General features: G+C 24.3%; 22 protein-coding genes, 4 tRNA genes, 2 rRNA genes and 1 other RNA gene. 19 read left to right on the top strand and 10 right to left on the bottom strand.

Going from position 1 to position 22,370, the window contains the following annotated elements; translation table 11 throughout:
* Positions 1-78 precede the first annotated feature (78 nt).
* The 7 genes from GJU02_RS01745 (at position 79) to crp (ending at position 4,338) form a co-directional block, all read left to right on the top strand.
* Positions 79-3,009: ribosomal RNA gene (locus tag GJU02_RS01745) — 23S ribosomal RNA — on the top strand.
* Positions 3,010-3,072: 63 nt separating this feature from the next.
* Positions 3,073-3,189 (top strand): 5S ribosomal RNA (gene rrf, locus GJU02_RS01740).
* Between the two features lie 44 nt (positions 3,190-3,233).
* A tRNA-Thr gene (locus tag GJU02_RS01735) sits at positions 3,234-3,306 on the top strand.
* 32 nt (positions 3,307-3,338) lie between these two features.
* A tRNA-Tyr gene (locus GJU02_RS01730) sits at positions 3,339-3,420 on the top strand.
* 39 nt (positions 3,421-3,459) lie between these two features.
* Positions 3,460-3,530: transfer RNA gene (locus GJU02_RS01725), tRNA-Gly, on the top strand.
* A gap of 53 nt (positions 3,531-3,583) precedes the next feature.
* A tRNA-Thr gene (locus tag GJU02_RS01720) sits at positions 3,584-3,657 on the top strand.
* A gap of 51 nt (positions 3,658-3,708) precedes the next feature.
* Entirely contained in the window at positions 3,709-4,338 is a 630-nt protein-coding gene (gene crp, locus GJU02_RS01715; RefSeq protein ID WP_168919361.1) for a cAMP-activated global transcriptional regulator CRP, read from the top strand.
* Between the two features lie 20 nt (positions 4,339-4,358).
* Here the strand turns inward: crp and trpS are convergent, their stop codons facing one another.
* The 10 genes from trpS to rpsF all read right to left on the bottom strand — a co-directional run bounded on the left by trpS (position 4,359) and on the right by rpsF (position 12,493).
* Positions 4,359-5,357 carry a tryptophan--tRNA ligase gene (gene trpS, locus GJU02_RS01710; RefSeq protein ID WP_168919360.1) on the bottom strand — a complete coding sequence of 333 codons (999 nt, stop codon included), beginning with the start codon at positions 5,355-5,357 and terminating at the stop codon, positions 4,359-4,361.
* A gap of 44 nt (positions 5,358-5,401) precedes the next feature.
* A complete protein-coding gene (gene rpe / locus GJU02_RS01705; RefSeq protein WP_168919359.1) occupies positions 5,402-6,082 on the bottom strand; it encodes a ribulose-phosphate 3-epimerase in 681 nt (226 codons plus the stop codon).
* Between the two features lie 36 nt (positions 6,083-6,118).
* Positions 6,119-7,213, bottom strand: coding sequence for a 3-dehydroquinate synthase (gene aroB, locus GJU02_RS01700; protein ID WP_168919358.1), 1,095 nt, complete (start codon positions 7,211-7,213; stop codon positions 6,119-6,121).
* An 18-nt stretch (positions 7,214-7,231) separates the two neighbouring features.
* Positions 7,232-7,759: a shikimate kinase AroK gene (gene aroK / locus GJU02_RS01695; RefSeq protein ID WP_168919357.1), complete on the bottom strand. Its 528-nt coding sequence runs from the start codon at positions 7,757-7,759 to the stop codon at positions 7,232-7,234.
* Positions 7,760-8,080: 321 nt separating this feature from the next.
* On the bottom strand, positions 8,081-9,970 hold the full coding sequence (gene htpG, locus GJU02_RS01690) for a molecular chaperone HtpG (RefSeq protein WP_168919467.1): 1,890 nt from the start codon (positions 9,968-9,970) through the stop codon (positions 8,081-8,083).
* A gap of 70 nt (positions 9,971-10,040) precedes the next feature.
* Positions 10,041-11,141, bottom strand: coding sequence for a DNA polymerase III subunit gamma/tau (dnaX, locus tag GJU02_RS01685; RefSeq protein WP_168919356.1), 1,101 nt, complete (start codon positions 11,139-11,141; stop codon positions 10,041-10,043).
* 30 nt (positions 11,142-11,171) lie between these two features.
* Positions 11,172-11,266: signal recognition particle sRNA small type (gene ffs / locus GJU02_RS01680), an RNA gene on the bottom strand.
* Between the two features lie 73 nt (positions 11,267-11,339).
* Complete coding sequence (gene rplI / locus GJU02_RS01675) at positions 11,340-11,792, bottom strand: 50S ribosomal protein L9 (protein ID WP_168919355.1); 453 nt, start codon at positions 11,790-11,792, stop codon at positions 11,340-11,342.
* Between the two features lie 60 nt (positions 11,793-11,852).
* Positions 11,853-12,080 carry a 30S ribosomal protein S18 gene (gene rpsR, locus GJU02_RS01670; RefSeq protein ID WP_168919354.1) on the bottom strand — a complete coding sequence of 76 codons (228 nt, stop codon included), beginning with the start codon at positions 12,078-12,080 and terminating at the stop codon, positions 11,853-11,855.
* Between the two features lie 47 nt (positions 12,081-12,127).
* Positions 12,128-12,493 (bottom strand): 30S ribosomal protein S6, encoded by a 366-nt coding sequence (gene rpsF, locus GJU02_RS01665; RefSeq protein ID WP_168919353.1) that lies wholly within the window; start codon positions 12,491-12,493, stop codon positions 12,128-12,130.
* Between the two features lie 142 nt (positions 12,494-12,635).
* On the opposite strand from rpsF, the gene ung reads away from it, so the two are divergent.
* The 12 genes from ung (at position 12,636) to nusG (ending at position 22,347) form a co-directional block, all read left to right on the top strand.
* Positions 12,636-13,316 (top strand): uracil-DNA glycosylase, encoded by a 681-nt coding sequence (gene ung, locus GJU02_RS01660; RefSeq protein WP_168919352.1) that lies wholly within the window; start codon positions 12,636-12,638, stop codon positions 13,314-13,316.
* Positions 13,317-13,507: 191 nt separating this feature from the next.
* Complete coding sequence (gene asd, locus GJU02_RS01655) at positions 13,508-14,620, top strand: aspartate-semialdehyde dehydrogenase (protein WP_168919351.1); 1,113 nt, start codon at positions 13,508-13,510, stop codon at positions 14,618-14,620.
* A gap of 143 nt (positions 14,621-14,763) precedes the next feature.
* Positions 14,764-15,606, top strand: coding sequence for an FKBP-type peptidyl-prolyl cis-trans isomerase (fkpA, locus tag GJU02_RS01650; protein WP_168919350.1), 843 nt, complete (start codon positions 14,764-14,766; stop codon positions 15,604-15,606).
* A 117-nt stretch (positions 15,607-15,723) separates the two neighbouring features.
* On the top strand, positions 15,724-16,131 hold the full coding sequence (gene tusD / locus GJU02_RS01645; RefSeq protein WP_168919349.1) for a sulfurtransferase complex subunit TusD: 408 nt from the start codon (positions 15,724-15,726) through the stop codon (positions 16,129-16,131).
* On the top strand, positions 16,131-16,493 hold the full coding sequence (gene tusC / locus GJU02_RS01640; protein ID WP_168919348.1) for a sulfurtransferase complex subunit TusC: 363 nt from the start codon (positions 16,131-16,133) through the stop codon (positions 16,491-16,493). Before tusD ends, tusC begins: the two co-directional genes overlap by 1 nt.
* A gap of 19 nt (positions 16,494-16,512) precedes the next feature.
* Positions 16,513-16,812 (top strand): sulfurtransferase complex subunit TusB, encoded by a 300-nt coding sequence (tusB, locus tag GJU02_RS01635; protein ID WP_168919347.1) that lies wholly within the window; start codon positions 16,513-16,515, stop codon positions 16,810-16,812.
* 42 nt (positions 16,813-16,854) lie between these two features.
* Positions 16,855-17,226, top strand: a complete 372-nt coding sequence (rpsL, locus tag GJU02_RS01630; RefSeq protein WP_168919346.1) for a 30S ribosomal protein S12 — start codon at positions 16,855-16,857, stop codon at positions 17,224-17,226.
* 62 nt (positions 17,227-17,288) lie between these two features.
* Positions 17,289-17,759, top strand: a complete 471-nt coding sequence (gene rpsG, locus GJU02_RS01625) for a 30S ribosomal protein S7 (RefSeq protein ID WP_168919345.1) — start codon at positions 17,289-17,291, stop codon at positions 17,757-17,759.
* Between the two features lie 139 nt (positions 17,760-17,898).
* Positions 17,899-20,016, top strand: a complete 2,118-nt coding sequence (gene fusA / locus GJU02_RS01620) for an elongation factor G (protein ID WP_168919344.1) — start codon at positions 17,899-17,901, stop codon at positions 20,014-20,016.
* Between the two features lie 54 nt (positions 20,017-20,070).
* Positions 20,071-21,255 (top strand): elongation factor Tu, encoded by a 1,185-nt coding sequence (tuf, locus tag GJU02_RS01615; RefSeq protein ID WP_168919343.1) that lies wholly within the window; start codon positions 20,071-20,073, stop codon positions 21,253-21,255.
* Positions 21,256-21,412: 157 nt separating this feature from the next.
* Positions 21,413-21,799, top strand: coding sequence for a preprotein translocase subunit SecE (gene secE, locus GJU02_RS01610; protein WP_168919342.1), 387 nt, complete (start codon positions 21,413-21,415; stop codon positions 21,797-21,799).
* Between the two features lie 2 nt (positions 21,800-21,801).
* A complete protein-coding gene (gene nusG, locus GJU02_RS01605) occupies positions 21,802-22,347 on the top strand; it encodes a transcription termination/antitermination protein NusG (protein WP_168919341.1) in 546 nt (181 codons plus the stop codon).
* The last annotated feature ends 23 nt before the right edge of the window (positions 22,348-22,370 follow it).

Below are 22,370 nucleotides of genomic sequence, written 5' to 3'. Positions count from 1 at the left end.
TGTTCTTTAAAAATTAGATAAAAGATAATTAAATTTAATATTAATAATTAAATTTATTTAAACGATTGTGGGTTGTAAGGTTAAGTAAATAAGCGTATATGACGGATGCCTTGGCAGTCAGAGGCGATGAAGGACGTGTTAATCTGCGAAAAGCATCGATAAGTTGATTTAAAACGTTATTAATCGATGATATCCGAATGGGGAAACCTAATATATTTAATAATATATTATCGTTATTTGAATTCATAGAATAACGAGGTAAACCAGGAGAACTGAAACATCTAAGTATCCTGAGGAAAAGAAATCAATAGAGATTTTCTTAGTAGTGGCGAGCGAACAGGAAATAGCCCAGAGATATTTGTATTTATTATACTAATAGAAATAACTGGAAAGTTATACAATATAGGGTGATAGTCCCGTATATTAAAGTATTATAAATATAATCTCGAAGAGTAGAACGAGACACGTGAAATCTTGTTTGAATATAGGGGGATCATCCTCTAAGGCTAAATACTACTGACTGACCGATAGTGAACTAGTACCGTGAGGGAAAGGTGAAAAGAACCCCGGTTAGGGGAGTGAAATAGAACCTGAAATCATATACGTACAAGCAGTAGGAGCATTTTTATAAATGTGACTGCGTACCTTTTGTATAATGGGTCAGCGAGTTATATTTTGTAGCAAGGTTAACTGAATAAGGAAGCCGTAGGGAAACCGAGTCTTAAAAGGGCGTTTAGTTGCAAGGTATAGACCCGAAACCCGGTGATCTAACCATGAGCAGGTTGAAGGTTTGGTAATGCTTACTGGAGGACCGAACCGACTAATGTTGAAAAATTAGCGGATGACTTGTGGTTAGGGGTGAAAGGCCAATCAAACCGGGAGATAGCTGGTTCTCCCCGAAAGCTATTTAGGTAGCGCCTCGTGTAATTCATATTCGGGGGTAGAGCTCTGTTTCGGTTAGGGAATCTTCCAGATTTACCAATCCGATGCAAACTTCAAATACCGAATAATGTTATCACGGGAGACACACAGCGGGTGCTAACGTCCGTTGTGGAGAGGGAAACAACCCAGATCGCTAGCTAAGGTCCCTAAGTTATAATTAAGTGGGAAACGAAGTGGGAAGGCATAAACAGCCAGGATGTTGGCTTAGAAGCAGCCATCATTTAAAGAAAGCGTAATAGCTCACTGGTCTAGTCGTCCTGCGCGGAAGATGTAACGGGGCTAAATTATACACCGAAGCTGCGACAATAATATTTTTTTATTGGGTAGGGGAGCGTTCTGTAAATTGTTGAAGATAAATTGTGAGATTTGTTGGAAAGATCAGAAGTGCGAATGCTGACATGAGTAACGATAAAATAGGTGAAAAACCTATTCGCCGAAAGACTAAGGGTTCCTATCCAACGGTAATCGAGGTAGGGTAAGTCGAAACCTAAGATGAGGCTGAAAAGCGTAGTCGATGGACAACAGGTTAATATTCCTGTACTCATTATTATTGCGAAGGGGGGACGGAGAAGGTTAGATTAGCCAAGTGATGGTAGTCTTGGTTTAAGCGTTTAGATGAATTATTTAGGAAAATCCGAATAGTTGTAACATTGAGGCGTAATGACGAGATACTTTATTGTATTTAAGTAATTGATACCATGCTTACAGGAAAAGCCTCTAAGCTCTAGATAATATTGAATCGTACTCTAAACCGACACAGGTAGTCAGGTAGAGAATACTAAGGCGCTTGAGAGAACTCAGGTGAAGGAACTAGGCAAAATAGTGCCGTAACTTCGGGAGAAGGCACACTGATTGTAAGTGAAGAAATTTACTTTTGGAGCTGAAATCAGTCTAAGATAATAGCTGGCTGCAACTGTTTATTAAAAACACAGCACTGTGCAAACACGTAAGTGGACGTATACGGTGTGACGCCTGCCCGGTGCCGGAAGGTTAATTAATAGAGTTATTATTTTTTAATAAGAAGCTCTTGATCGAAGCCCCGGTAAACGGCGGCCGTAACTATAACGGTCCTAAGGTAGCGAAATTCCTTGTCGGGTAAGTTCCGACCTGCACGAATGGCGTAATGATGGTCAGACTGTCTCCACCTGAGACTCAGTGAAATTGAAATTGCTGTGAAGATGCAGTGTACCCGCGGCAAGACGGAAAGACCCCGTGAACCTTTACTATAGCTTGATATTGATTAATAAATATTGATGTGTAGGATAGGTGGGAGGTAATGAAATGTTAACGCTAGTTAATATGGAACCAATCTTGAAATACCACCCTTTGATATTTATTATTCTAACCTAAACCCGTTATCCGGGTTAGAGACAGTGTCTGGTAGGTAGTTTGACTGGGGCGGTCTCCTCCTAAAGAGTAACGGAGGAGTACTAAGGTCAGCTAATCACGGTCGGAAATCGTGAGGTTAGTACAAAGGCAAAAGCTGGCTTAACTGTGAGAATGACAATTCGAACAGATGCGAAAGCAGGTCTTAGTGATCCGGTGGTTCTGTATGATAAGGCCATCGCTCAACGGATAAAAGGTACTCCGGGGATAACAGGCTAATACCGCCCAAGAGTTCATATCGACGGCGGTGTTTGGCACCTCGATGTCGGCTCATCACATCCTGGGGCTGTAGTAGGTCCCAAGGGTATGGCTGTTCGCCATTTAAAGTGGTACGCGAGCTGGGTTTAGAACGTCGTGAGACAGTTCGGTCCCTATCTGCCGTGGGCGTTGGAAGATTGAAAGAATTTGCTCCTAGTACGAGAGGACCGGAGTGAACGTATCTCTGGTGTTCGGGTTGTTATGCCAATAGCATTGCCCGGTAGCTAAATACGGAAAAGATAAGCGCTGAAAGCATATAAGCGCGAAACTTGTCTTAAGATTAATCTTCCCTGAATTTTTGTTAATTATTTACAAAAATTCCTTAAGGGACGTTAAAGACTATGACGTTGATAGGCTGGATGTGTAAGTATAGTAATATATTAAGCTAACCAGTACTAATAAACACCCGTGAGTCTTAACCTTACAACACCAGAATCGTTTAGATTTAATTATTAATTAAATTATTTTACAGTTTAATAAAATTATCCTGGTATAAATAACGCAATGGTACCACCTGAATCCATTCCGAACTCAGAAGTGAAACGTTGTTGTGCCGATGGTAGTATGGGGTTTACCCCATGTAAGAGTAGGTAAATACCAGGATAAATTTTTTTTTATAAGACATTTATATTTTATTTATATAATATGCCGGCTTAGCTCAGATGGTAGAGCAACTGACTTGTAATCAGTAGGTCACCAGTTCAACTCCGGTAGCCGGCATGTATATTTTTTATTTATTTAAATATTAACAAGGTGGGATACCCAAGTGGTTAACGGGAGCAGACTGTAAATCTGTCGTCAAAGACTTCGAAGGTTCGAATCCTTCTCCCACCAAATTTTTAACAAAATAAAAATTTATATATATTTATAACAGCAGACATCGTATAATGGTATTACTTCAGCCTTCCAAGCTGATAACACGGGTTCGATTCCCGTTGTCTGCTCAAATAAATTTTTTAATTTTTCGTATTAATAAAAATAATCTATATATATTTTAGCTGATATAGCTTAGAAGGTTAGAGCACATCCTTGGTAAGGATGAGGTCCCCAGTTCAATTCTGGGTATCAGCATATTATTTATACTATTTTTTCAAATAATAGATAATAGAAGGATAATTACTAATGTTTTTTAAGTTACAAAAAGATTCTACTTTAGAATGGTTTCTTTCTTATTGTCATATTAATAAATACCCAGCAAAAATGATTCTAATTAAACAAGGAGATATTTCTAAAAATCTTTACTATATATTAAAAGGAATTATTATTATTTCTATTAAAAACAAAAATGGTAAAGAAATTATACTTAATTATTTAAATGAAGGTAATTTTATAGGTGAAATTGGGATTTTTAATAATCCTTACAAAGAAATTACATTAGTAAAATTAAAAACAGAATGTAAATTAGCAAAAATTTCATATAAAAATTTTTATAATTTAATTAAAATGAATAATAATATTATTATGAAAATTTCTTCACAACTTGCTAATAAGTTACAGACTACATTTAAAAAAGTAAGCAATTTAGCTTTTTTAGATGTTACTCATAGAATTTCAAAAACATTATTTAATTTAGCTAAATCTCCAGAAGCTATAACTCATCCAGATGGTATGCAGATAAAAATAACTAGACAAGAAATAGGTAAAATAGTAGGTTGTTCTCGAGAAACAGTAGGTCGTACCTTAAAAATACTTAAACAACGTAATTTAATTTATGCTCATGGTAAAACAATTGTTATTTATGGAACTAGATAAATTATATTTTTTATAAAAGTTTATTTAAAACTTAATCCAATAGTATCATATACTTTTTTTAGAGTAATATTAGCTTGTTTTTTTGCTCTTTTTGCTCCATTAAACATAATATTTTTTAAATATTTTTCATCATTTCTGTAAAAAAAATATTTTTTTCTTAATTTATTTAAAAATATACATAAATTATCGATAATTGATTCTTTTAAATTATTATAATTTTTATTTTTAAAATTTTGTTCTAATTTTTTTATAGAACATTCAGTTATATTAGAAAGTATAATTAATAAATTAGAAATTCCTGGTTTATTTTTAAAATCATATTTTATATTAGGAGGGTAATTAGAATCAGTAATTGCATTTTTAATTTTTTGTTTAATTATAAAATCACTATCAAATAAATCAATAATATTATTATTATCAGGATCAGATTTAGACATTTTTTTTTGTGGATTAGTTAATGACATAATACATGAACCATTAGTATTAAGTATCTTTTCAGGGATAGTAAATATATTACCATAAATATTATTAAATCTATAAGCAATATCCCTAGTTAATTCAATATGTTGAATCTGATCTTTACCTACTGGTACTTTATTTGTTTGATACAATAATATATCTGAAGCCATTAATATAGGATAATTAAATAAACCAATATTAATATTTTTATTTAAATATATTTTTTCTTTAAATTGAGTCATTCTCTTCATTTCTCCAAAATTAGTAAAACAATTTAAAATCCAATTTAATTGAGAATGTTGAGGAACATGAGATTGTACAAAAATAATACTTTTTTCAGGACTAATTCCACATGCTAAACATATAGCTAAAATATCTAATATATTTTTATTTAATACATCTTTTTTTTGATATATAGTAAGAGAATGTAAATCAGCTATACAAAAAATGCAAAAATATTTTTTTTGCAATTTTCTCCATTGACTTAAAGCTCCAATATAATTACCAATAGTAAGTGACCCAGTTGGTTGTATTCCACTAAATATTATTTTTTTTTTCATAATGTATTTTATATACTATTTTATTTTTTTAAATAAATTAAATATTATTTTTTAAAAAAGTAATTTGATTCTAATTTTAAATTTTTTATAATTTTATTATATGGTAATTTATTTTTAAATATAGCTGAACCGATAACAAATACATCTGCTCCTGAAATAGCTATTTTTTTTATATTATTAATATTTATACCCCCATCTACTTCTAGTAGAATATTCCTTTTCTGTTTATTAATAATTTTTTTAATTTGAATAATTTTTTTATAGATATAATCTAAAAATTTTTGTCCTTCAAAACCAGGATTAACCGACATAACTAATATTAAATCTAATTTATGTATTAAATAATCTAGACAATTTAAAGATGTAGAAGGATTTAACGCTAATCCTGCTTTACATCCATATTTTCTTATTAATGATATACTTTTATCTAAATGAAGTGAACTTTCTGGATGTATGATAATACTATTTACACCTAATTTTATAAAACTAATTATTAAATTATCTATATTTTTTGCCATTATATGTACATCAATTTGACAATTAATATTATTCTCTCTTAAAGATTTTAAAACTAAAGGACCAATAGATAAATTAGGTACATAATTATTATCCATAACATCAAAATGTATTATATTAGCTCCAGCTTTTAAAACATCATTAATTTCTTTTCCTAAACAAGTAAAATTAGCAGATAAAATAGATGCAGCAATTAATTTATTTTTCATTTTATTAAATTTTTTTATTTAATATAAATAATTATTTTAAATTATATTTTTATTTTCATTTATAGCATTAGTAATAATTTTTTCAGAAATATTCTTATATATAATTGCTTTTCCAATTTTAATAGGAAGAATTATATGAATTTTATTTTTATATGTTTTTTTATCTCTATAAATATGTTTAAAATATTGTTCTGTATTCATATTAATTGGACCTTTAATTGGTAAATTACATTTTTTTAATAAATTAATAATTCTTATTATATCTTTATTATTTATAAAATTAAGTTTTTTAGATGTTAAAGATGCAATAACAATACCAGCTGATATAGCTTCTCCATGTAACCATTTACCATATCCAATTTCTGATTCAATTGCATGTCCATAAGTATGACCTAAATTTAATAATGCTCTTTTATTTTTTTCGAATTCATCTTCATGAATAATTTGAGATTTTAATTTACAACATTTACTTATACAATAGATCAAAGTTTTTTTATCTAAATTAAATAATTTATTAACATTATTTTCTAACCAAGAAAAAAATTTTTCATCAAAAAGAATGCTATATTTTATAACTTCAGCTAAACCAGCGGAAAATTCTCTTTTTGATAAAGTATATAAACAACTTAAATTTATGATTACAATATTTGGTTGATAAAAACTACCAATCATATTTTTTCCTAAAATATGATTAACAGCTGTTTTTCCTCCAACAGAAGAATCTACTTGTGATAATAAAGTTGTAGGTATCTGTATAAATTTTACACCTCTTTGATAACTAGATGCAGCAAAACCAGTTATATCTCCAATAACACCCCCACCTAAAGCAATTAAAGTAGTATCTCTATTATGTGAATTTTTAATTAATGCTGTAAAAATAATATTTACAGTAATTAATGTTTTATATTTTTCACCATCAGGAATTATTACATAATTAACTTTTATTCCTACATTATTAAGTTGATTAGATATTTTTTTAAAATATAAAGAAAAAATTATTTTATTAGTTACAATCATAACACTATCTCCTTTTTTTAAAAAAGGTAAAGATAATGGTTTATCAAATAAATTAAAATCGATAATAATAGGATAATTATGTTTTTTTGTTGAAACTAAAATAGTTTTCCTCATATATAATATTATATCCTTTTAATTTTTTTCTAATAAGTTAATAAGCTGATTAGCAACAATTTTTGCACTTTTTTCATCTGTTTTAATTATAATATCTGCAATTTCATCATACAAATGATTTCTTTGTTTAGCTAATTTTTCTAATATTTCTTTTGCTAATTTATTTTTATTTTTTATTAATAAAGGACGTTTTTTATCTCTTTTAGTACGACTTAACTGTTTTTCTATAGTAGTTTTTAAATATACTACAATACCTCTAGAAGAGAGAAATTTTCTTGTTTCTTTTGATTTAATAGAACCACCTCCTGTTGCTAATATAATTCCTTGTTTTTGAGTTATTTCATTAATGATTTTTTTTTCACGTTTTCTAAAACCTTTTTCACCTTCTACATCAAAAACCCAATTAATATCAGCTCCTGTTCTACGTTCAATTTCTTGATCTGAATCAAAAAAATCCATTTTTAATAAATTTGCAAGATGACGTCCAATTGTACTTTTACCTGCTCCCATAGGTCCTATTAAAAATATGTTTCTTTTTTCTGCCATTTTTTTTATATTATTAATTTATTAAGATTGTGAATAAAATTCTTATCTCTTCTTAAGAAAGATAAGATATATATTTTTTATATAAAATTTCTTAAAAGAAATTTTTAATATTTTAAGTTAAATCATAAGACGATTTTTTAAAATAGTAAACAATTTATTATAACTAACTAAATATAATTTTTATATAAATTAAATTTTAATAGAATTAAATTATTTTAATTATACATATTTAAATAATTATAATAATTAATAAAAAAAAATTTAAAACAATATCTTTTAAAAGATAAGATAATCATTAAGATAATTATCTTATCTATGTATTTATATTTTAGATAAAAAAGTATTTATACGATTAATAAATTTATGCGGATTATCTAAAGTACCTTTTTCTGCTAAAATTGCTTCTTCTAATAATAGAAAAATAAATTCAGAAAAATATTTTTCATCTTTTATTTTTAAAATTTTTTTTATTAAAATATGATTAGGATTTAATTCAAAATTATATTTTATTTCTGGGGTTTCTTGTCCTGCTGCAGCAAATAATTTTGCCATTTGAGTACTCATTTCATTAATATCTGTAGTAACAATAGCAGGTGTATTAATTAATCTATTTGTTAATTTTACTTTTTTAATCTTATTACCTAATAAATTTTGTATTCTTTTTAAGAAAGGTTTAAATTCTTTTTTTATTTCATCTTTTATGATATTATCTTTATTTTTAATAAATTCATCTAATGAATCATCCTGTTTACTAATAGATTGAAAATTTTTTCCTTCAAAATCAGTAATATAACTCATCATCCATTCATCAATGTGATCTATTAATAATAATACTTCAATTCCTTTTTTGTAAAAAAATTCTAAATGAGGACTATTTTTTGCAGAAATATAATTATCTGATGTTAAAAAATATATTTTATTTTGTCCTTTTATCATTCTTTTTGAATATTCTTCTAAGGATACGTTTTGTTCTGAATTATTATTATATGTAGAATTAAATCTTAATAATTTTATTATAATATTTTTATTGTTTATGTCTTCTGCTGGTCCTTCTTTAAAAACTAAACCAAATTTTTGCCAAAAATCATTATATTTATTTTTATCTTTACTAAGATTCATTAACATATTAAGAACTTTTTTTGTTAATGTAATCTTCATGTTATGAATTATACTGTTTTTTTGTAAAATTTCTCTTGAAATATTTAAAGGTAAATCATTTGAATCTACTAAACCTCTTATAAATCTTAAATATTTAGGTAATAATTGTTCTGCATCTTCCATAATAAAAACTCTTTGTACATATAATTTTAATCCATTTTTATAATCTCGATTACGTATATCCCAGGGAATATTTGAAGGAATATATAATAAACTAATATATTCTTGTTTACCTTCTACATGATTATGACTCCAAGTAATTGGATCAATATTATCATAAGTTAATTGTTTATAAAATTCTTTATATTCTTTTACACTAATTTCTGATTTATTACGTAACCAAAGTGCTTGTGCTTTATTAATTTGTTCCCAATAATATTTTTTTTCTTTATCATTATACATTTCTATTTCAATAGGTAATGCTATATGTTCTGAATATTTACTAATTATTGTTTTTATACGCCATGTATCTAAAAATTCATCAAACTTAGGACGTATATGTAATATAATTTCAGTACCTCTTAATTCTTTGTTAATATTAGCTATATAATAATTACCTTCACCTGTAGATTCCCAAAATACACCTTCATTTATAGGAGATCCAGCTAGTCTAGTTTTAACAGAAACTTTATCAGCAACTATAAAAGCAGAATAGAATCCAACTCCAAACTGACCTATTAATTGTGAATTTTGTTCTGATTTTTTATCAGAAGATAAATTTAAAGATTTTATAAAATCTTTAGTACCAGATTTTGCAATTGTACCTAAATTTTCAATTATTTCTGTGCGAGACATACCAATACCATTATCATTAATGGTAATTAATCTTTTTTCTTTATTTATAGAAATTTGTACTTTTAAAATTGAATTATTTTCGTATAATTCAGGATTAGATAATGTTTTAAATTTTAATTTATCAACAGCATCAGAAGAATTAGAAATTAATTCTCTTAAAAAAATTTCTTTATTTGAGTAAAGTGAATGAATCATTAGATGCAATAATTGTTTAACTTCAGATTGAAAACTTCTGGTTTCTTTTTTATGCATAAATATTTTTTCCCTTTCCTATATAAAATATTTTAATTTTAAAAATAAATTTTTATATTTTTAATATATTTCATAATTAATTACTAAAGTATAATAATATTTCTAATATTATCATTTCAAATCCTATTTTAGGATTTGGTGCTAAATATAAATTTTTTTTACCTGTATTTAAAAATTTATATAAGAATGTTAATTCATTTTCTGAAAAATCATTAAATATTTTTTGAGAAAATATTGATATATTTTTTTCAAAATTTAAATTTTGGAAAAAATAATCAGAATTATATTTTAAAATTTTAATTTTTAAAATATTATGTAATAATATCATCATTTCTGTGATAATATTTTCCCAATTAATGTTAAACATAGAAATTTTATTAATTAAATTGAATACTAAATTATGTTTTTTATTTTTAAAATTATATATTAATAAAAATAAATATTTTTTTTTTACTAATCCTAACATTAAATGAACATTTTCTACAGTAAATGATCCCATAGATATTAATTGATCTGTTAAACTCAATGCATCTCTCATACTTCCATATGCAGCATCTGATAAAATATCTAATGCTTCTTGATTATATTTTATTTTTTCTTTATTTAAAATTTTTTTTAATTGATCTAAAATAAGATTTTTTTCTATTAATTTTAAATTAAATTGCATACATCTAGATGTAATAGTTATAGGTATTTTTTGTAATTCTGTTGTTGCAAATATAAATTTTATATATTCAGGTGGTTCTTCTATTATTTTTAATAAAGCATTAAAACTATGTTTTGATAACATATGAAATTCATCAAAAATATATATTTTATATCTCCCTTTAACAGGGAGATAATAAATTGTTTCTAAAATTTCTCTAATATCTTCTACTTTAGTTTTAGAGGCAGAATCTAATTCAATCAAATCTAAAAAAGAATTATTTTTTATAGATATACAGTTTTCACATAATCCACATGGATTTTTTGTTATACCTTTTAAACAACTTAAACCCATTGCAAAAATCCGTGCTATTGTTGTTTTACCAATTCCTCTGCTACCAGATAAAATCCAAGCAGGATGTATTTTTTTTGTAAATAAACTATATTTTATAGCTTGTACTACATGATTTTGACCAACAACATCATTAAAAGATCGAGGACGCCATTTTATGGCTAAAACATGAGAATTCATTTTATAATATATTTTAAATTAATTAAATAGAACATGATTATTTTTTTACACATATTATTTTTACTACAGCTGCTTCTTTCCAGACCTGACTGGGTTTGTAAAATAATATTGTTTTAAATAATCATGTTCCATATGTAATAATTATACATAAAAAATTATTAATTAGTCAATATATTAATATTAAATAAAATAAATTAATTATTCAGCATTTATTATACTAACTATTTTTTCAGTTAAAATTTTTTCATGAAATTGAAAAATAACATTATATTCTCCTATTTTTTTAAAACCCCCTTTAGGGAGTTGTATTTCTTTTTTTAAAATTTCAAATTTCATTGATTTTAATTTTTTTAAAATATCATTTTTTCCAATTGATCCGAATAATTTACCATTCTTTCCTGCTTTAGCTTTAATTATTATTTTTTCTATATAATTAAATTTCTTTAATTTTAATTTTGCTTTATTTAAAATATCTAATATTTTAGATTTTTTTTCTAAAATTTTTTTTTCTAAAAAATTAATATTATTTTTTGTAGCAATAATACCTTTATTTTTAGGTATTAAAAAATTACGTGCATATCCAGGTTTAACATTTATAATTTGAAATTTTTTTCCTAAACCTAAAATAGAATCTAATAAAATTATTTTCATTATTTAATACTCTTTATAATTAAAAATTTTGTTAAAACAAAAAATAATAATTTTATAAATTTATTTATGATGATCAGTATAAGAAATTAAAGATAAATATCTTGCTAATTTTATAGCTTTAGTTAACTGTCGTTGATATTTTGCTTTAGTACCAGTAATTCTACTAGGTACAATTTTTCCACTTTCAGTAATAAAATTTTTTAAAATATAAATATCTTTATAATCAATTTCTTTAACTCCTTCTGCTGTAAAACGACAAAATTTACGACGACGAAAATAGCGTATCATTTTATATACTCCAAATAATTATTAAATAAATTTATATTTATAGAACTTTATATTGTTTTTATAACATCATTACGTTTTTCTTGACGTTCATCTTTTGATTTCAAAATACAAGAAATATTTTTTCTTTCTGTTTTTGTTTTAATTATGAGATATCTTATTATATGTTCATTAATTCTTAAATTTTTTTCAAGATCTTTTATTGTATTAGTATTACTTAATGTTATATTTATTAATATATAATGAGCTTTATGTAATTTTAAAATAGGATAAGCTAATTGTCTTCTTCCCCAATCTTCAAATCTAGAAATAGAACCATTATTTGTAATAATAAATTTTTTGTAATATTCTACAATGTTATTTATTTGATTACTTTGGTCTGGATTTATCATTAATACTATTTCATAATATTTCATTTTAATATTTCTTATGGTTATAGTTTTTAATAAAAAATTAAAAACAAGAATTTAAATATAATAAAATTTTATTTTTTTTAATAATAATATATAATATTTTAAAATTATACATAAATTTATATTTTTAAAATTATATATTATAATGAAAAATAAAAATTTTATATGGAAAAATTTTTTTCAAAAAGAAAAAAAAAAAAAGTATTTTATAAGATTAATTGAAAAAATTAATAAAGATATCAATAATAATAAAATAATTTATCCTAAAAAAAAATATATTTTTAATATTTTTAAAAAAATAAATTTTAATAAATTAAAAGTAGTAATTATTGGTCAAGATCCTTATTATAGCGTTAATCAAGCTAATGGTTTAGCTTTTTCAGTTATGCCTAATATAATTATTCCACCTACATTAAAAAATATTTATAAAGCTATAAAATTAGATATTCCTAATTTTAGGATTCCTAATCATGGATATTTAATAAATTGGGTTAATGAAGGAGTTATGTTATTAAATTCTGTTTTAACTGTAGAAAAAGGAAAACCACAATCGCATTTTAATATAGGTTGGGAAATTTTTACAAATAATGTAATTAAAATAATTAATTTAAATTATAAAAATATTGTTTTTTTATTATGGGGAACATATGCAAAAAAAAAAATGTATTTAATAACTTTAAAACATTTAATTTTAACAACATCACATCCATCTCCTTTATCCTTTCATAAAGGATTTTGTTTTTGTAAACATTTTTCTAAAACAAATAAATATCTTATTTTAAAAAAAAAAACACCAATTAATTGGAATATAAAAAAAATTATCTAGTTTTTTATTTTAATAAAATAAAATTTATTAAATTAAATAATAATATTTATTTTAAAATATTATATAATTATTTTAATTTTTTATTAAATTTAAAATTTTATATTAAAATATTTTTTAAAAAAATTTTAAGTAAACTTTTTTAAATTAAAATTTATATAAAATAAAAAATATAACTTTTATAAGGTGAAATAATGAAAAATGTAGGTTTTATTGGTTGGCGGGGAATGGTAGGATCAATTTTAATACAGAGAATGTTAAAAAAAAAAGATTTTGATAATATCAATGCTATTTTTTTTACTACTTCTCAGTATGGAAAATCTACATCTAATTTTAATATAAAAAATAAACATAAAAAATTAGAAAATGCTTATGATTTTAAAAAACTATTTGAATTAGATATAATTATAACATGTCAAGGCAGTAAATATACAGATAAAGTTTATTTTAAATTACGTAAAATAGGTTGGAATGGTTATTGGATAGATGCTTCTTCTAATTTAAGAACATTAAATGATTCTGTTATTGTTTTAGATCCTATTAATTTAAAGTACATACAACAAAAATTAAATATGGGAGTAAAAACCTTTGTAGGAGGTAATTGTACAGTTAGTTTAATGTTAATGGCTTTAGGAGGATTATTTAAAAATAATCTAATTGATTGGCTTTATGTTTCTACATATCAAGCTGCATCAGGAGCTGGTGCAAAATTTATGAAAGAATTAATTTTACAAATACAATATATTTCTAAAAATATACCTAATTTAGCTTATAATAGTTCTTATAATATTTTGGATATAGAACAAAAAATTTCAAAACAAATGTATTCTTCCAGTTTTCCAAAAAATTATTTTCATATACCTTTAATTAATAATTTAATTCCATGGATAGATAAAAAAATGAATAATAATGGACAAACAAAAGAAGAATGGAAAGGTCAATTTGAAACTAATAAAATTTTAAACACAAATAAAATAATCCCTATTGATGGTGTATGTGTCAGAATAGCTACTTTACGTTCACATAGTCAATCATTTACAATAAAATTAAATAAAAATTTATCTATAGATAATTTGACTCAAATTATTAATTCTCATAATAAATGGGTTAAAATTATACCAAATAATTTTGATGATACAATTAATTTTCTGACTCCAGCTTTTGTTAGTGGGAAATTAGATATTGTTGTAGGTAGAATAAAAAAAATAAATATAGATAAAAATTGTTTTTCAATTTTTTCAGTAGGTGATCAATTACTTTGGGGAGCATCTGAACCATTAAGACGAATGTTAAAATTATTAATTTAAATTTTTTATAGAAATTGATATTTAAACTTGTTTTTTTACTTTATTAAAAGTAATATTTATATAAAATAAGATAATTAAATATCTTATTTTATATATTTTAATATATATAAATTTTAATCTTACTAAAAAATTTTGGAGAAAAAATGAAATTTTTTACTAAAAAAGCATCAATATTTATTATATTGATTTTAAGTATTGGATTAAATATATCTACTGCAAATGCACTTATACACGATGTGTCATGGTGGAATAAAAATAAAACTAAAACTATTATTAAAAAAAAAATAAAACACCAAAAAAAAAAACAAAATTTAAAAAATAAAAAGAAAAAAGAAATTTTCAAAAACGATAATGATAAAATGTCTTATGCTTTAGGTATAATAATTGGAAAATATTTAACTCATACATATCAAATACAAAAAAATTTAAAAATATTATTAGATAAAAAATTAATTATTCAAGGTGTTGCTGATTCTTTAGATGGAAAATATAAACTTTCTAATGATGAAATTGAAAGAATGATTCAATTATATGATACTAATATAAAAAATTTTACTCCAGATGAAACACAAGATGAAGCAAAAAAAAATAAAATTCAAGGTCAAAAATATATAAAAAAATTTTTAAATGGGAAAAATGTAAAAAAAAGTAAAAGTGGATTAATATATAAAATTAATAAAATGGGGTTTGGTAAAAAAATTACAAATAATCATCAATTTATTGGAATTAAATACACAGGAAAATTAATTGATGGTACTGAATTTGATAGTACAGAGCCAAATAAACCTTTATATATAAGTTTACAACAAGTAATAGCTGGTTGGAAAGAAGGATTAAAATATATTAAAAAAGGTGGTAAAATAACATTAGTTATACCTCCTAAATTAGCTTATGGTACAGAAATAATTTCCGGAATACCAACTAATTCTACTTTAATATTTGAAATTGAACTTATAGATATAAGAGACTCAATATCTAAAAAATAATTGTTTATTAATTAATATATTATTTTTATAAAAAAATTTTTATTCATAAAAAATTATAAGTAAAGAAAATAAATTTTTTAATTTAAAATGTGTTATTATTTTTGGATTTTAAATTATATGGTTTTTGTAATATTAATAACAAATGCTTTATATAATAAGCAAAATTCTTATTCTGCATATTTATTTACGAAAGCAGTAATAAAGAAAAAAAAAATAGTACAAAATATTTTTTTTTATCGAGATGGAGTATGTAATGCTAATAAAAATATTAGATTTGATGATAATGAATTTAATTTAATAAAATCTTGGAAAAAATTAAGTATAAAATATCATATAAATTTATATTTATGTATTACTTCTGCTAAAAAAAGAGGTTTAATTTTCGAAAAAAAAAATAATTCTTATAAAGATAATTTTATTAATTATAATAATAAAAATAACATAATTAGTAATTACTTTAAAATAACTACTTTAAGTACATTTACAAAATCTATATTAACTTGTGATCGCTTAGTTCAATTTTAATGAATAAAATAGCATTTATATTTTCAAGATCTCCTTATGGAAATAGTATTGGAAAAGAAGGACTTGATGCAGTAATTTCTATATCCTCATTAACTGAGGATATAGCTTTGTTTTTTATAGGAGATGGTATTTTACAAATACAGAAACAACAAGAAACAAAAAATTTTTTATTAAAAAATTATAATATTAGTTTTAGTGTTTTAAAATTATGTAATATTAATAATTATTTTGTTTGTTCAAAATCTTTAAAAATATTAGGAATAAAATATAACAAAAATAATTGGGTTATACCTATTAAAATTATAAATCCATCAATATGGCAAAAAATAATTAATACTTATAATATAGTTATTAATTTTTAATTAAATAAAATATTCTTATATGTTATATACCTTATTTAATTCTCCATCATCTTGTAATTTTTCTTTATTATTAAATATTTTAAATAAAAACGATGATTTATTATTAATTCAAGATGGAGTAATAGCTGGATTAAAAAATAGTATTTTTATGGAAGAAATTATTAAAATGCAACAAAAAACGAAAATATTAATATTTGCAATAAATGATGATATATTGGCTAGAGGGTTAAATATAAATATTTCAACAAAAATTATACGAATAGATTATATAAAATTTGTTGATTTAGTTATAAAAAACAAACAACAAATATTATGGTAATTTTAAAAAGATAATATTTAAAATATAAATTTAGGAGAAAATATGGTAACAATTAATCAATTAGTAAGGAAAAATAGAAAAAAAAAAATAATTAAAACAAATGTGCCTGCTTTAAATTCTTCACCTCAAAAAAGAGGTGTGTGTACAAAAGTATATACAACAACTCCTAAAAAACCAAATTCTGCATTACGAAAAGTTTGTAGAGTAAGATTAACAAATGGTTTTGAAGTTACCTCCTATATTTCAGGAGAAGGACATAATTTACAAGAACATTCTGTAATTTTAATTAGAGGAGGAAGAGTAAAAGATTTACCTGGAGTTAGATATCATACTATTAGAGGTTCTTTAGATTGTACTGGAGTAAAAAATCGCAAACAAGGTAGATCAAAATATGGGACAAAAAAACCTAAATAATATTATTAAATATTATTTTATTTATATTTATTTAAGTTTTATTAAAAATGGAGTAAATTTTCATGTCTCGTAGACGTATAATTAGTCAAAGAAAAATATTACCAGATTCTCAATTTGAATCAGATGTATTAGCTAAATTTATTAATATAATTATGATTAATGGTAAAAAATCTATTGCAGAATCTATTGTTTATTCTGCATTAAATATAATAACAAAAAAAATAGGTAAAAAACAAATAGACATATTTTTAAGTGCATTAGAAAATGTAAAACCTGTAGTTGAAGTAAAATCAAGAAGAGTAGGTGGATCAACATATCAAGTTCCTGTTGAAATAAGACCAATAAGAAGAAATACTTTAGCTATGCGTTGGTTAATTAATGCTGCAAGGAAAAGACAAGAAAAATCTATGATTTTAAAACTAACAAATGAAATATTAGATGCTCTAGAAAATAAAGGAAACGCTGTTAAAAAACGTGAAGAAATACATAAAATGGCAGAAGCAAATAAAGCATTTGCACATTATCGTTGGTAAAATGTTAAATTAAACAATTTAAAATAAAATGAATCAATTAATTAAAAAATATGCGTAGCTAATAAATCAATATCTAATATTTTATTTAAATGTTATTAATATAATTTTAAAATTTATCTCTAAAATAGAGGAATAATATATGGGTCGTAAAACTCCTATAAAAAGATATCGTAATATTGGTATTAGCGCACATATTGATGCAGGTAAAACAACTACGACAGAAAGAATTTTATTTTATACAGGAGTAAATCATAAAATAGGTGAAGTTCATGATGGAGCGGCTACAATGGATTGGATGGAACAAGAACAAGAAAGAGGGATTACTATTACTTCAGCTGCTACTACAACATTTTGGTCAGGAATGTTTAATCAATATAAATCACATAGAATTAATATTATTGATACACCAGGACATGTAGATTTTACAATTGAAGTAGAACGTTCTATGAGAGTATTAGATGGTGTTGTTATGATTTATTGCGCGGTAGGAGGAGTACAACCTCAGTCGGAAACAGTATGGAGACAAGCTAATAAATATAAAGTACCTAGAATTGCTTTTATAAATAAAATGGATAGAATGGGTGCAAATTTTATAAAAGTAATTAAACAAATAGAAAATAATTTATTAACAGAAGCTGTTCCATTACAACTACCGATAGGATCGGAACATAAATTTACTGGTATTATTGATTTAATACAAATGAAAGCTTTAAATTGGAATGAAAAAGATCAGGGAATAAGTTGTAGTTACACTGATATACCTTTAAATATGAAAAGTCAAGTAAAATTATGGCGTCAAAAGTTAATAGAAACAGCAGTTGAATCTAATGAAATATTATTAGAAAAATATTTAAATGGATATGAAATTTCTACACAAGAAATTAAAAATTCTTTAAGAAAGAGAGTTTTAAATAATGAAATTACTTTAATAACATGTGGTTCTGCTTTTAAAAATAAAGGAGTACAAGCATTATTAGATGCAATAGTTGATTATTTACCATCACCTAAAGATATTCCTCCAATTCAAGGAATATCTAATAATGAAAAAAAAAAATTAATAACTCGTAGTACTAATGATAATGAATTATTTTCTGCCTTAGCTTTTAAAATTGCTAATGATCCTTTTGTAGGAAATTTAACTTTTTTTAGAGTATATTCTGGAACTGTAAGTAGTGGAGAAATTATATATAATTCTATAAAAAAACAAAAAGAACGTATTGGTAGAATTGTTCAAATGCATGCTAATAAAAGAGAAGAAATAAAAAAAGTTTATGCTGGAGATATTGCAGCAGCTATTGGATTAAAAAATGTAACTACAGGTGATACATTATGTGATATTCATAAATGTATTATATTAGAAACAATGGAATTTCCAGAACCTGTTATTTCAATTGCGATAGAACCTAAAACTAAAATAGATCAAGAAAAAATGGGTTTAGCTTTAAACCGCCTTATTAAAGAAGATCCTTCATTAAGAAGTTGGACAAACGAAGAAACAAATCAAACTATTATTGCTGGTATGGGAGAATTACATTTAGAAATAATTGTTGATAGAATGAAAAGAGAGTTTAATGTTTCTGCAAATATTGGGAAACCACAAGTCTCTTATCGAGAAACTATACAAAATAGTATAACTAATATAGAAGGAAAATATATCAAGCAAACTGGAGGTAGAGGTCAATATGGACATGTAGTAATAGATATTTCTCCATTAAAATCACAAAAAAATAATGTAGGTTATTTATTTACTAATGATATAAAAGGTGGTGTAATACCTAATGAATATATTTCAGCTATAGATAAAAGTATTCAGGAACAATTAAAATCAGGACCTATGGCAAATTATCCTGTAGTAAATATTGCTGTAAGACTTCATTTTGGATCTTATCATGATGTAGATTCTTCTGAATTAGCTTTTAAATTAGCAGCAGCAATTGCTTTTAAAAATGCATTTAAAAAAGCTAATCCTATTTTACTTGAACCTATAATGAAAGTAGAAGTTGAAACTCCTGAAGAATATATGGGGGATGTAATTGGAGATTTAAATCGTAGAAGAGGAATTATAGAAGGTATGAATAACATTCCTACTGGAAAAACTATACGTGCTTGTGTTCCTTTATCAGAAATGTTTGGTTATGCTACTGATTTACGTTCTTATAGTCAAGGAAGAGCGTCATATACTATGGAATTTTTAAAATATACTAAAGCACCTAATAGTATTTCAAAAATAATTATTGAATCTAGATCTAAATTATAAAATTTTATATAATAAAAGAATATGTATTAATTTATTTAAGAAGGATATTAATCAGTGTCTAAAGAAAAATTTGAACGTTCTAAACCTCATATTAATGTAGGTACTATAGGACATGTTGATCATGGTAAAACAACTCTAACAGCGGCAATAACTACTGTTTTATCTAAAAAATATGGTGGTTCAGCAAAAGCTTTTGATCAAATTGATAATGCTCCAGAAGAAAAAGCAAGAGGTATAACAATAAATACATCTCATGTAGAGTATGATACTAAAAACCGACATTATGCTCATGTAGATTGTCCAGGACATGCTGATTATGTAAAAAATATGATTACAGGAGCAGCTCAAATGGATGGTGCTATACTAGTAGTTGCTGCAACAGATGGTCCTATGCCTCAAACTAGAGAACATATTTTATTAGCAAGACAAGTAGGTGTACCTTATATTATAGTTTTTCTTAATAAATGTGATATGGTCGATGATGAAGAATTATTAGAATTAGTAGAAATGGAAGTACGTGATTTATTAACACAATATAATTTTCCAGGAGATACTACTCCTATCATTCAAGGTTCAGCTTTAAAAGCACTTGAAGGTGATAAAAAATGGGAGAAAAAAATTATTGAATTAGCAAATTCTTTAGATAATTATATACCTAATCCTATAAGAGAAATTGATAAACCTTTTCTATTACCAATAGAAGATGTTTTTTCAATTTCAGGTAGAGGTACTGTAGTTACAGGAAGAGTAGAAAGAGGTATTATAAAAGTAGGAGAAGAAGTAGAAATTATAGGTATTAGAAATACTATAAAATCTATTTGTACTGGAGTAGAAATGTTTCGTAAATTACTAGATGAAGGACGTGCAGGAGAAAATGTAGGAATTCTTCTTAGAGGAATTAAAAGAGAAGATATAGAAAGAGGACAAGTTTTAGCTAAACCAGGATCAATTAAACCACATACTAAATTTGAAGCTGAAGTTTATATATTATCTAAAGAAGAAGGAGGTAGACATACAGCTTTTTTTAAGGGATATCGTCCTCAGTTCTATTTTAGAACTACAGATGTAACTGGAACTATAGAATTACCTTCAAATATTGAAATGGTTATGCCAGGAGATAATATTAATATGATTGTTACATTAATTTATCCTATAGCAATGACTAATGGTTTACGTTTTGCTATTCGTGAAGGAGGTCATACTGTTGGTGCAGGAGTGGTTACTAAGGTTTTACAATAAATAATAATATAAAAGAAGATAAGGGAAAAAATAAGTAAGTACGTACTCCCTTCCCTTTGATTCTTTTTTTTAAAATATTAAAATTTTAATAAACTATTAGTAATATTTCTATATAATTTATATATTATTTTATAATAGTTTTTTTGGTTAATATACAATGAATATTGTAGAATTTAAAAAAAATATAAAAAAACATACTACAGACACCATAAAATGGTTTGTTAGTATGATTTTGTTATTTTTTGATTTAATATTTAATTATTTTTACCGGAATATACATTCTTTTCTTTGTTTAATTTTATTTTTTTTTATATTAATTTTAATTATTTTTATCATATCATCTACAAAAAAAGGTAAAAAATTATTTTCTTTTATATATGATGCACGTATAGAAACTAGTAAAGTTATATGGCCATCTTATCAAGATACTTGGAAGACAGCATTAATAATAATGCTAATTATTACAATAATATCTATGATTTTTTATATATTAGATAATTTTTTAATTTATTTAATATCATTTTTAACTGGAACAAGGTTATAATAATGAATAAATCTTTAAAAAAAAAATGGTATGTTATTCAAGCTCGTTCTGGTTTTGAACATCATGTTGCTAAATCATTAAAAGAATATATTAAAATTCATAATATGAATAATTTTTTTGGTAAAATTTTAGTTCCTACAGAAGCTGTAATTGAAATACGTGGAGGACAAAAATATAAAAGTGATCGTAAATTTTTTCCAGGATATATATTAATTCATATGATTATGAAAGAATTAAGTTGGCATTTAGTAAAAAGTGTACCTAAAGTTTTAGGTTTTATTGGAGGAAAATCTGATAATCCTTTACCTATTAGTGATAAAGAAGTAGACATAATTATAAATCGTTTACAAAAAATTGGAGATAAACCTAGACCAAAAACAATATTTGATCCAGGAGAAGTAATAAGAGTAAAAGATGGACCTTTTTCTGATTTTAATGGAATAGTAGAGGAAGTAGATTATGAAAAAAGTAGATTAAAAGTTTCTGTATCAATTTTTGGAAGATCAACTCCTGTTGAATTAGATTTTCGTCAAGTAGAAAAAGGATAAAACATTAAACTAATGGAGATATA

Source organism: Enterobacteriaceae endosymbiont of Donacia thalassina (assembly GCF_012568245.1).
Taxonomy (GTDB): Bacteria; Pseudomonadota; Gammaproteobacteria; order Enterobacterales; family Enterobacteriaceae.
This window is presented reverse-complemented; position numbering and strand designations above follow the sequence as displayed.

Bases quoted from the DNA above. Each gene is read 5' to 3' on its own strand.
- aroB (WP_168919358.1), bottom strand. From the start codon at position 7,213: ATGAGGAAAACTATTTTAGTTTCAACAAAAAAACATAATTATCCTATT.
- fkpA (WP_168919350.1), top strand. From the start codon at position 14,764: ATGAAATTTTTTACTAAAAAAGCATCAATATTTATTATATTGATTTTA.
- aroK (WP_168919357.1), bottom strand. From the start codon at position 7,759: ATGGCAGAAAAAAGAAACATATTTTTAATAGGACCTATGGGAGCAGGT.
- crp (WP_168919361.1), top strand. From the start codon at position 3,709: ATGTTTTTTAAGTTACAAAAAGATTCTACTTTAGAATGGTTTCTTTCT.
- dnaX (WP_168919356.1), bottom strand. From the start codon at position 11,141: ATGAATTCTCATGTTTTAGCCATAAAATGGCGTCCTCGATCTTTTAAT.
- rpsR (WP_168919354.1), bottom strand. From the start codon at position 12,080: ATGATACGCTATTTTCGTCGTCGTAAATTTTGTCGTTTTACAGCAGAA.
- tusB (WP_168919347.1), top strand. From the start codon at position 16,513: ATGTTATATACCTTATTTAATTCTCCATCATCTTGTAATTTTTCTTTA.
- nusG (WP_168919341.1), top strand. From the start codon at position 21,802: ATGAATAAATCTTTAAAAAAAAAATGGTATGTTATTCAAGCTCGTTCT.
- asd (WP_168919351.1), top strand. From the start codon at position 13,508: ATGAAAAATGTAGGTTTTATTGGTTGGCGGGGAATGGTAGGATCAATT.
- ung (WP_168919352.1), top strand. From the start codon at position 12,636: ATGAAAAATAAAAATTTTATATGGAAAAATTTTTTTCAAAAAGAAAAA.
- rpsG (WP_168919345.1), top strand. From the start codon at position 17,289: ATGTCTCGTAGACGTATAATTAGTCAAAGAAAAATATTACCAGATTCT.
- rpsF (WP_168919353.1), bottom strand. From the start codon at position 12,493: ATGAAATATTATGAAATAGTATTAATGATAAATCCAGACCAAAGTAAT.
- trpS (WP_168919360.1), bottom strand. From the start codon at position 5,357: ATGAAAAAAAAAATAATATTTAGTGGAATACAACCAACTGGGTCACTT.
- tusD (WP_168919349.1), top strand. From the start codon at position 15,724: ATGGTTTTTGTAATATTAATAACAAATGCTTTATATAATAAGCAAAAT.
- secE (WP_168919342.1), top strand. From the start codon at position 21,413: ATGAATATTGTAGAATTTAAAAAAAATATAAAAAAACATACTACAGAC.
- rpe (WP_168919359.1), bottom strand. From the start codon at position 6,082: ATGAAAAATAAATTAATTGCTGCATCTATTTTATCTGCTAATTTTACT.
- fusA (WP_168919344.1), top strand. From the start codon at position 17,899: ATGGGTCGTAAAACTCCTATAAAAAGATATCGTAATATTGGTATTAGC.
- rplI (WP_168919355.1), bottom strand. From the start codon at position 11,792: ATGAAAATAATTTTATTAGATTCTATTTTAGGTTTAGGAAAAAAATTT.
- rpsL (WP_168919346.1), top strand. From the start codon at position 16,855: ATGGTAACAATTAATCAATTAGTAAGGAAAAATAGAAAAAAAAAAATA.
- tusC (WP_168919348.1), top strand. From the start codon at position 16,131: ATGAATAAAATAGCATTTATATTTTCAAGATCTCCTTATGGAAATAGT.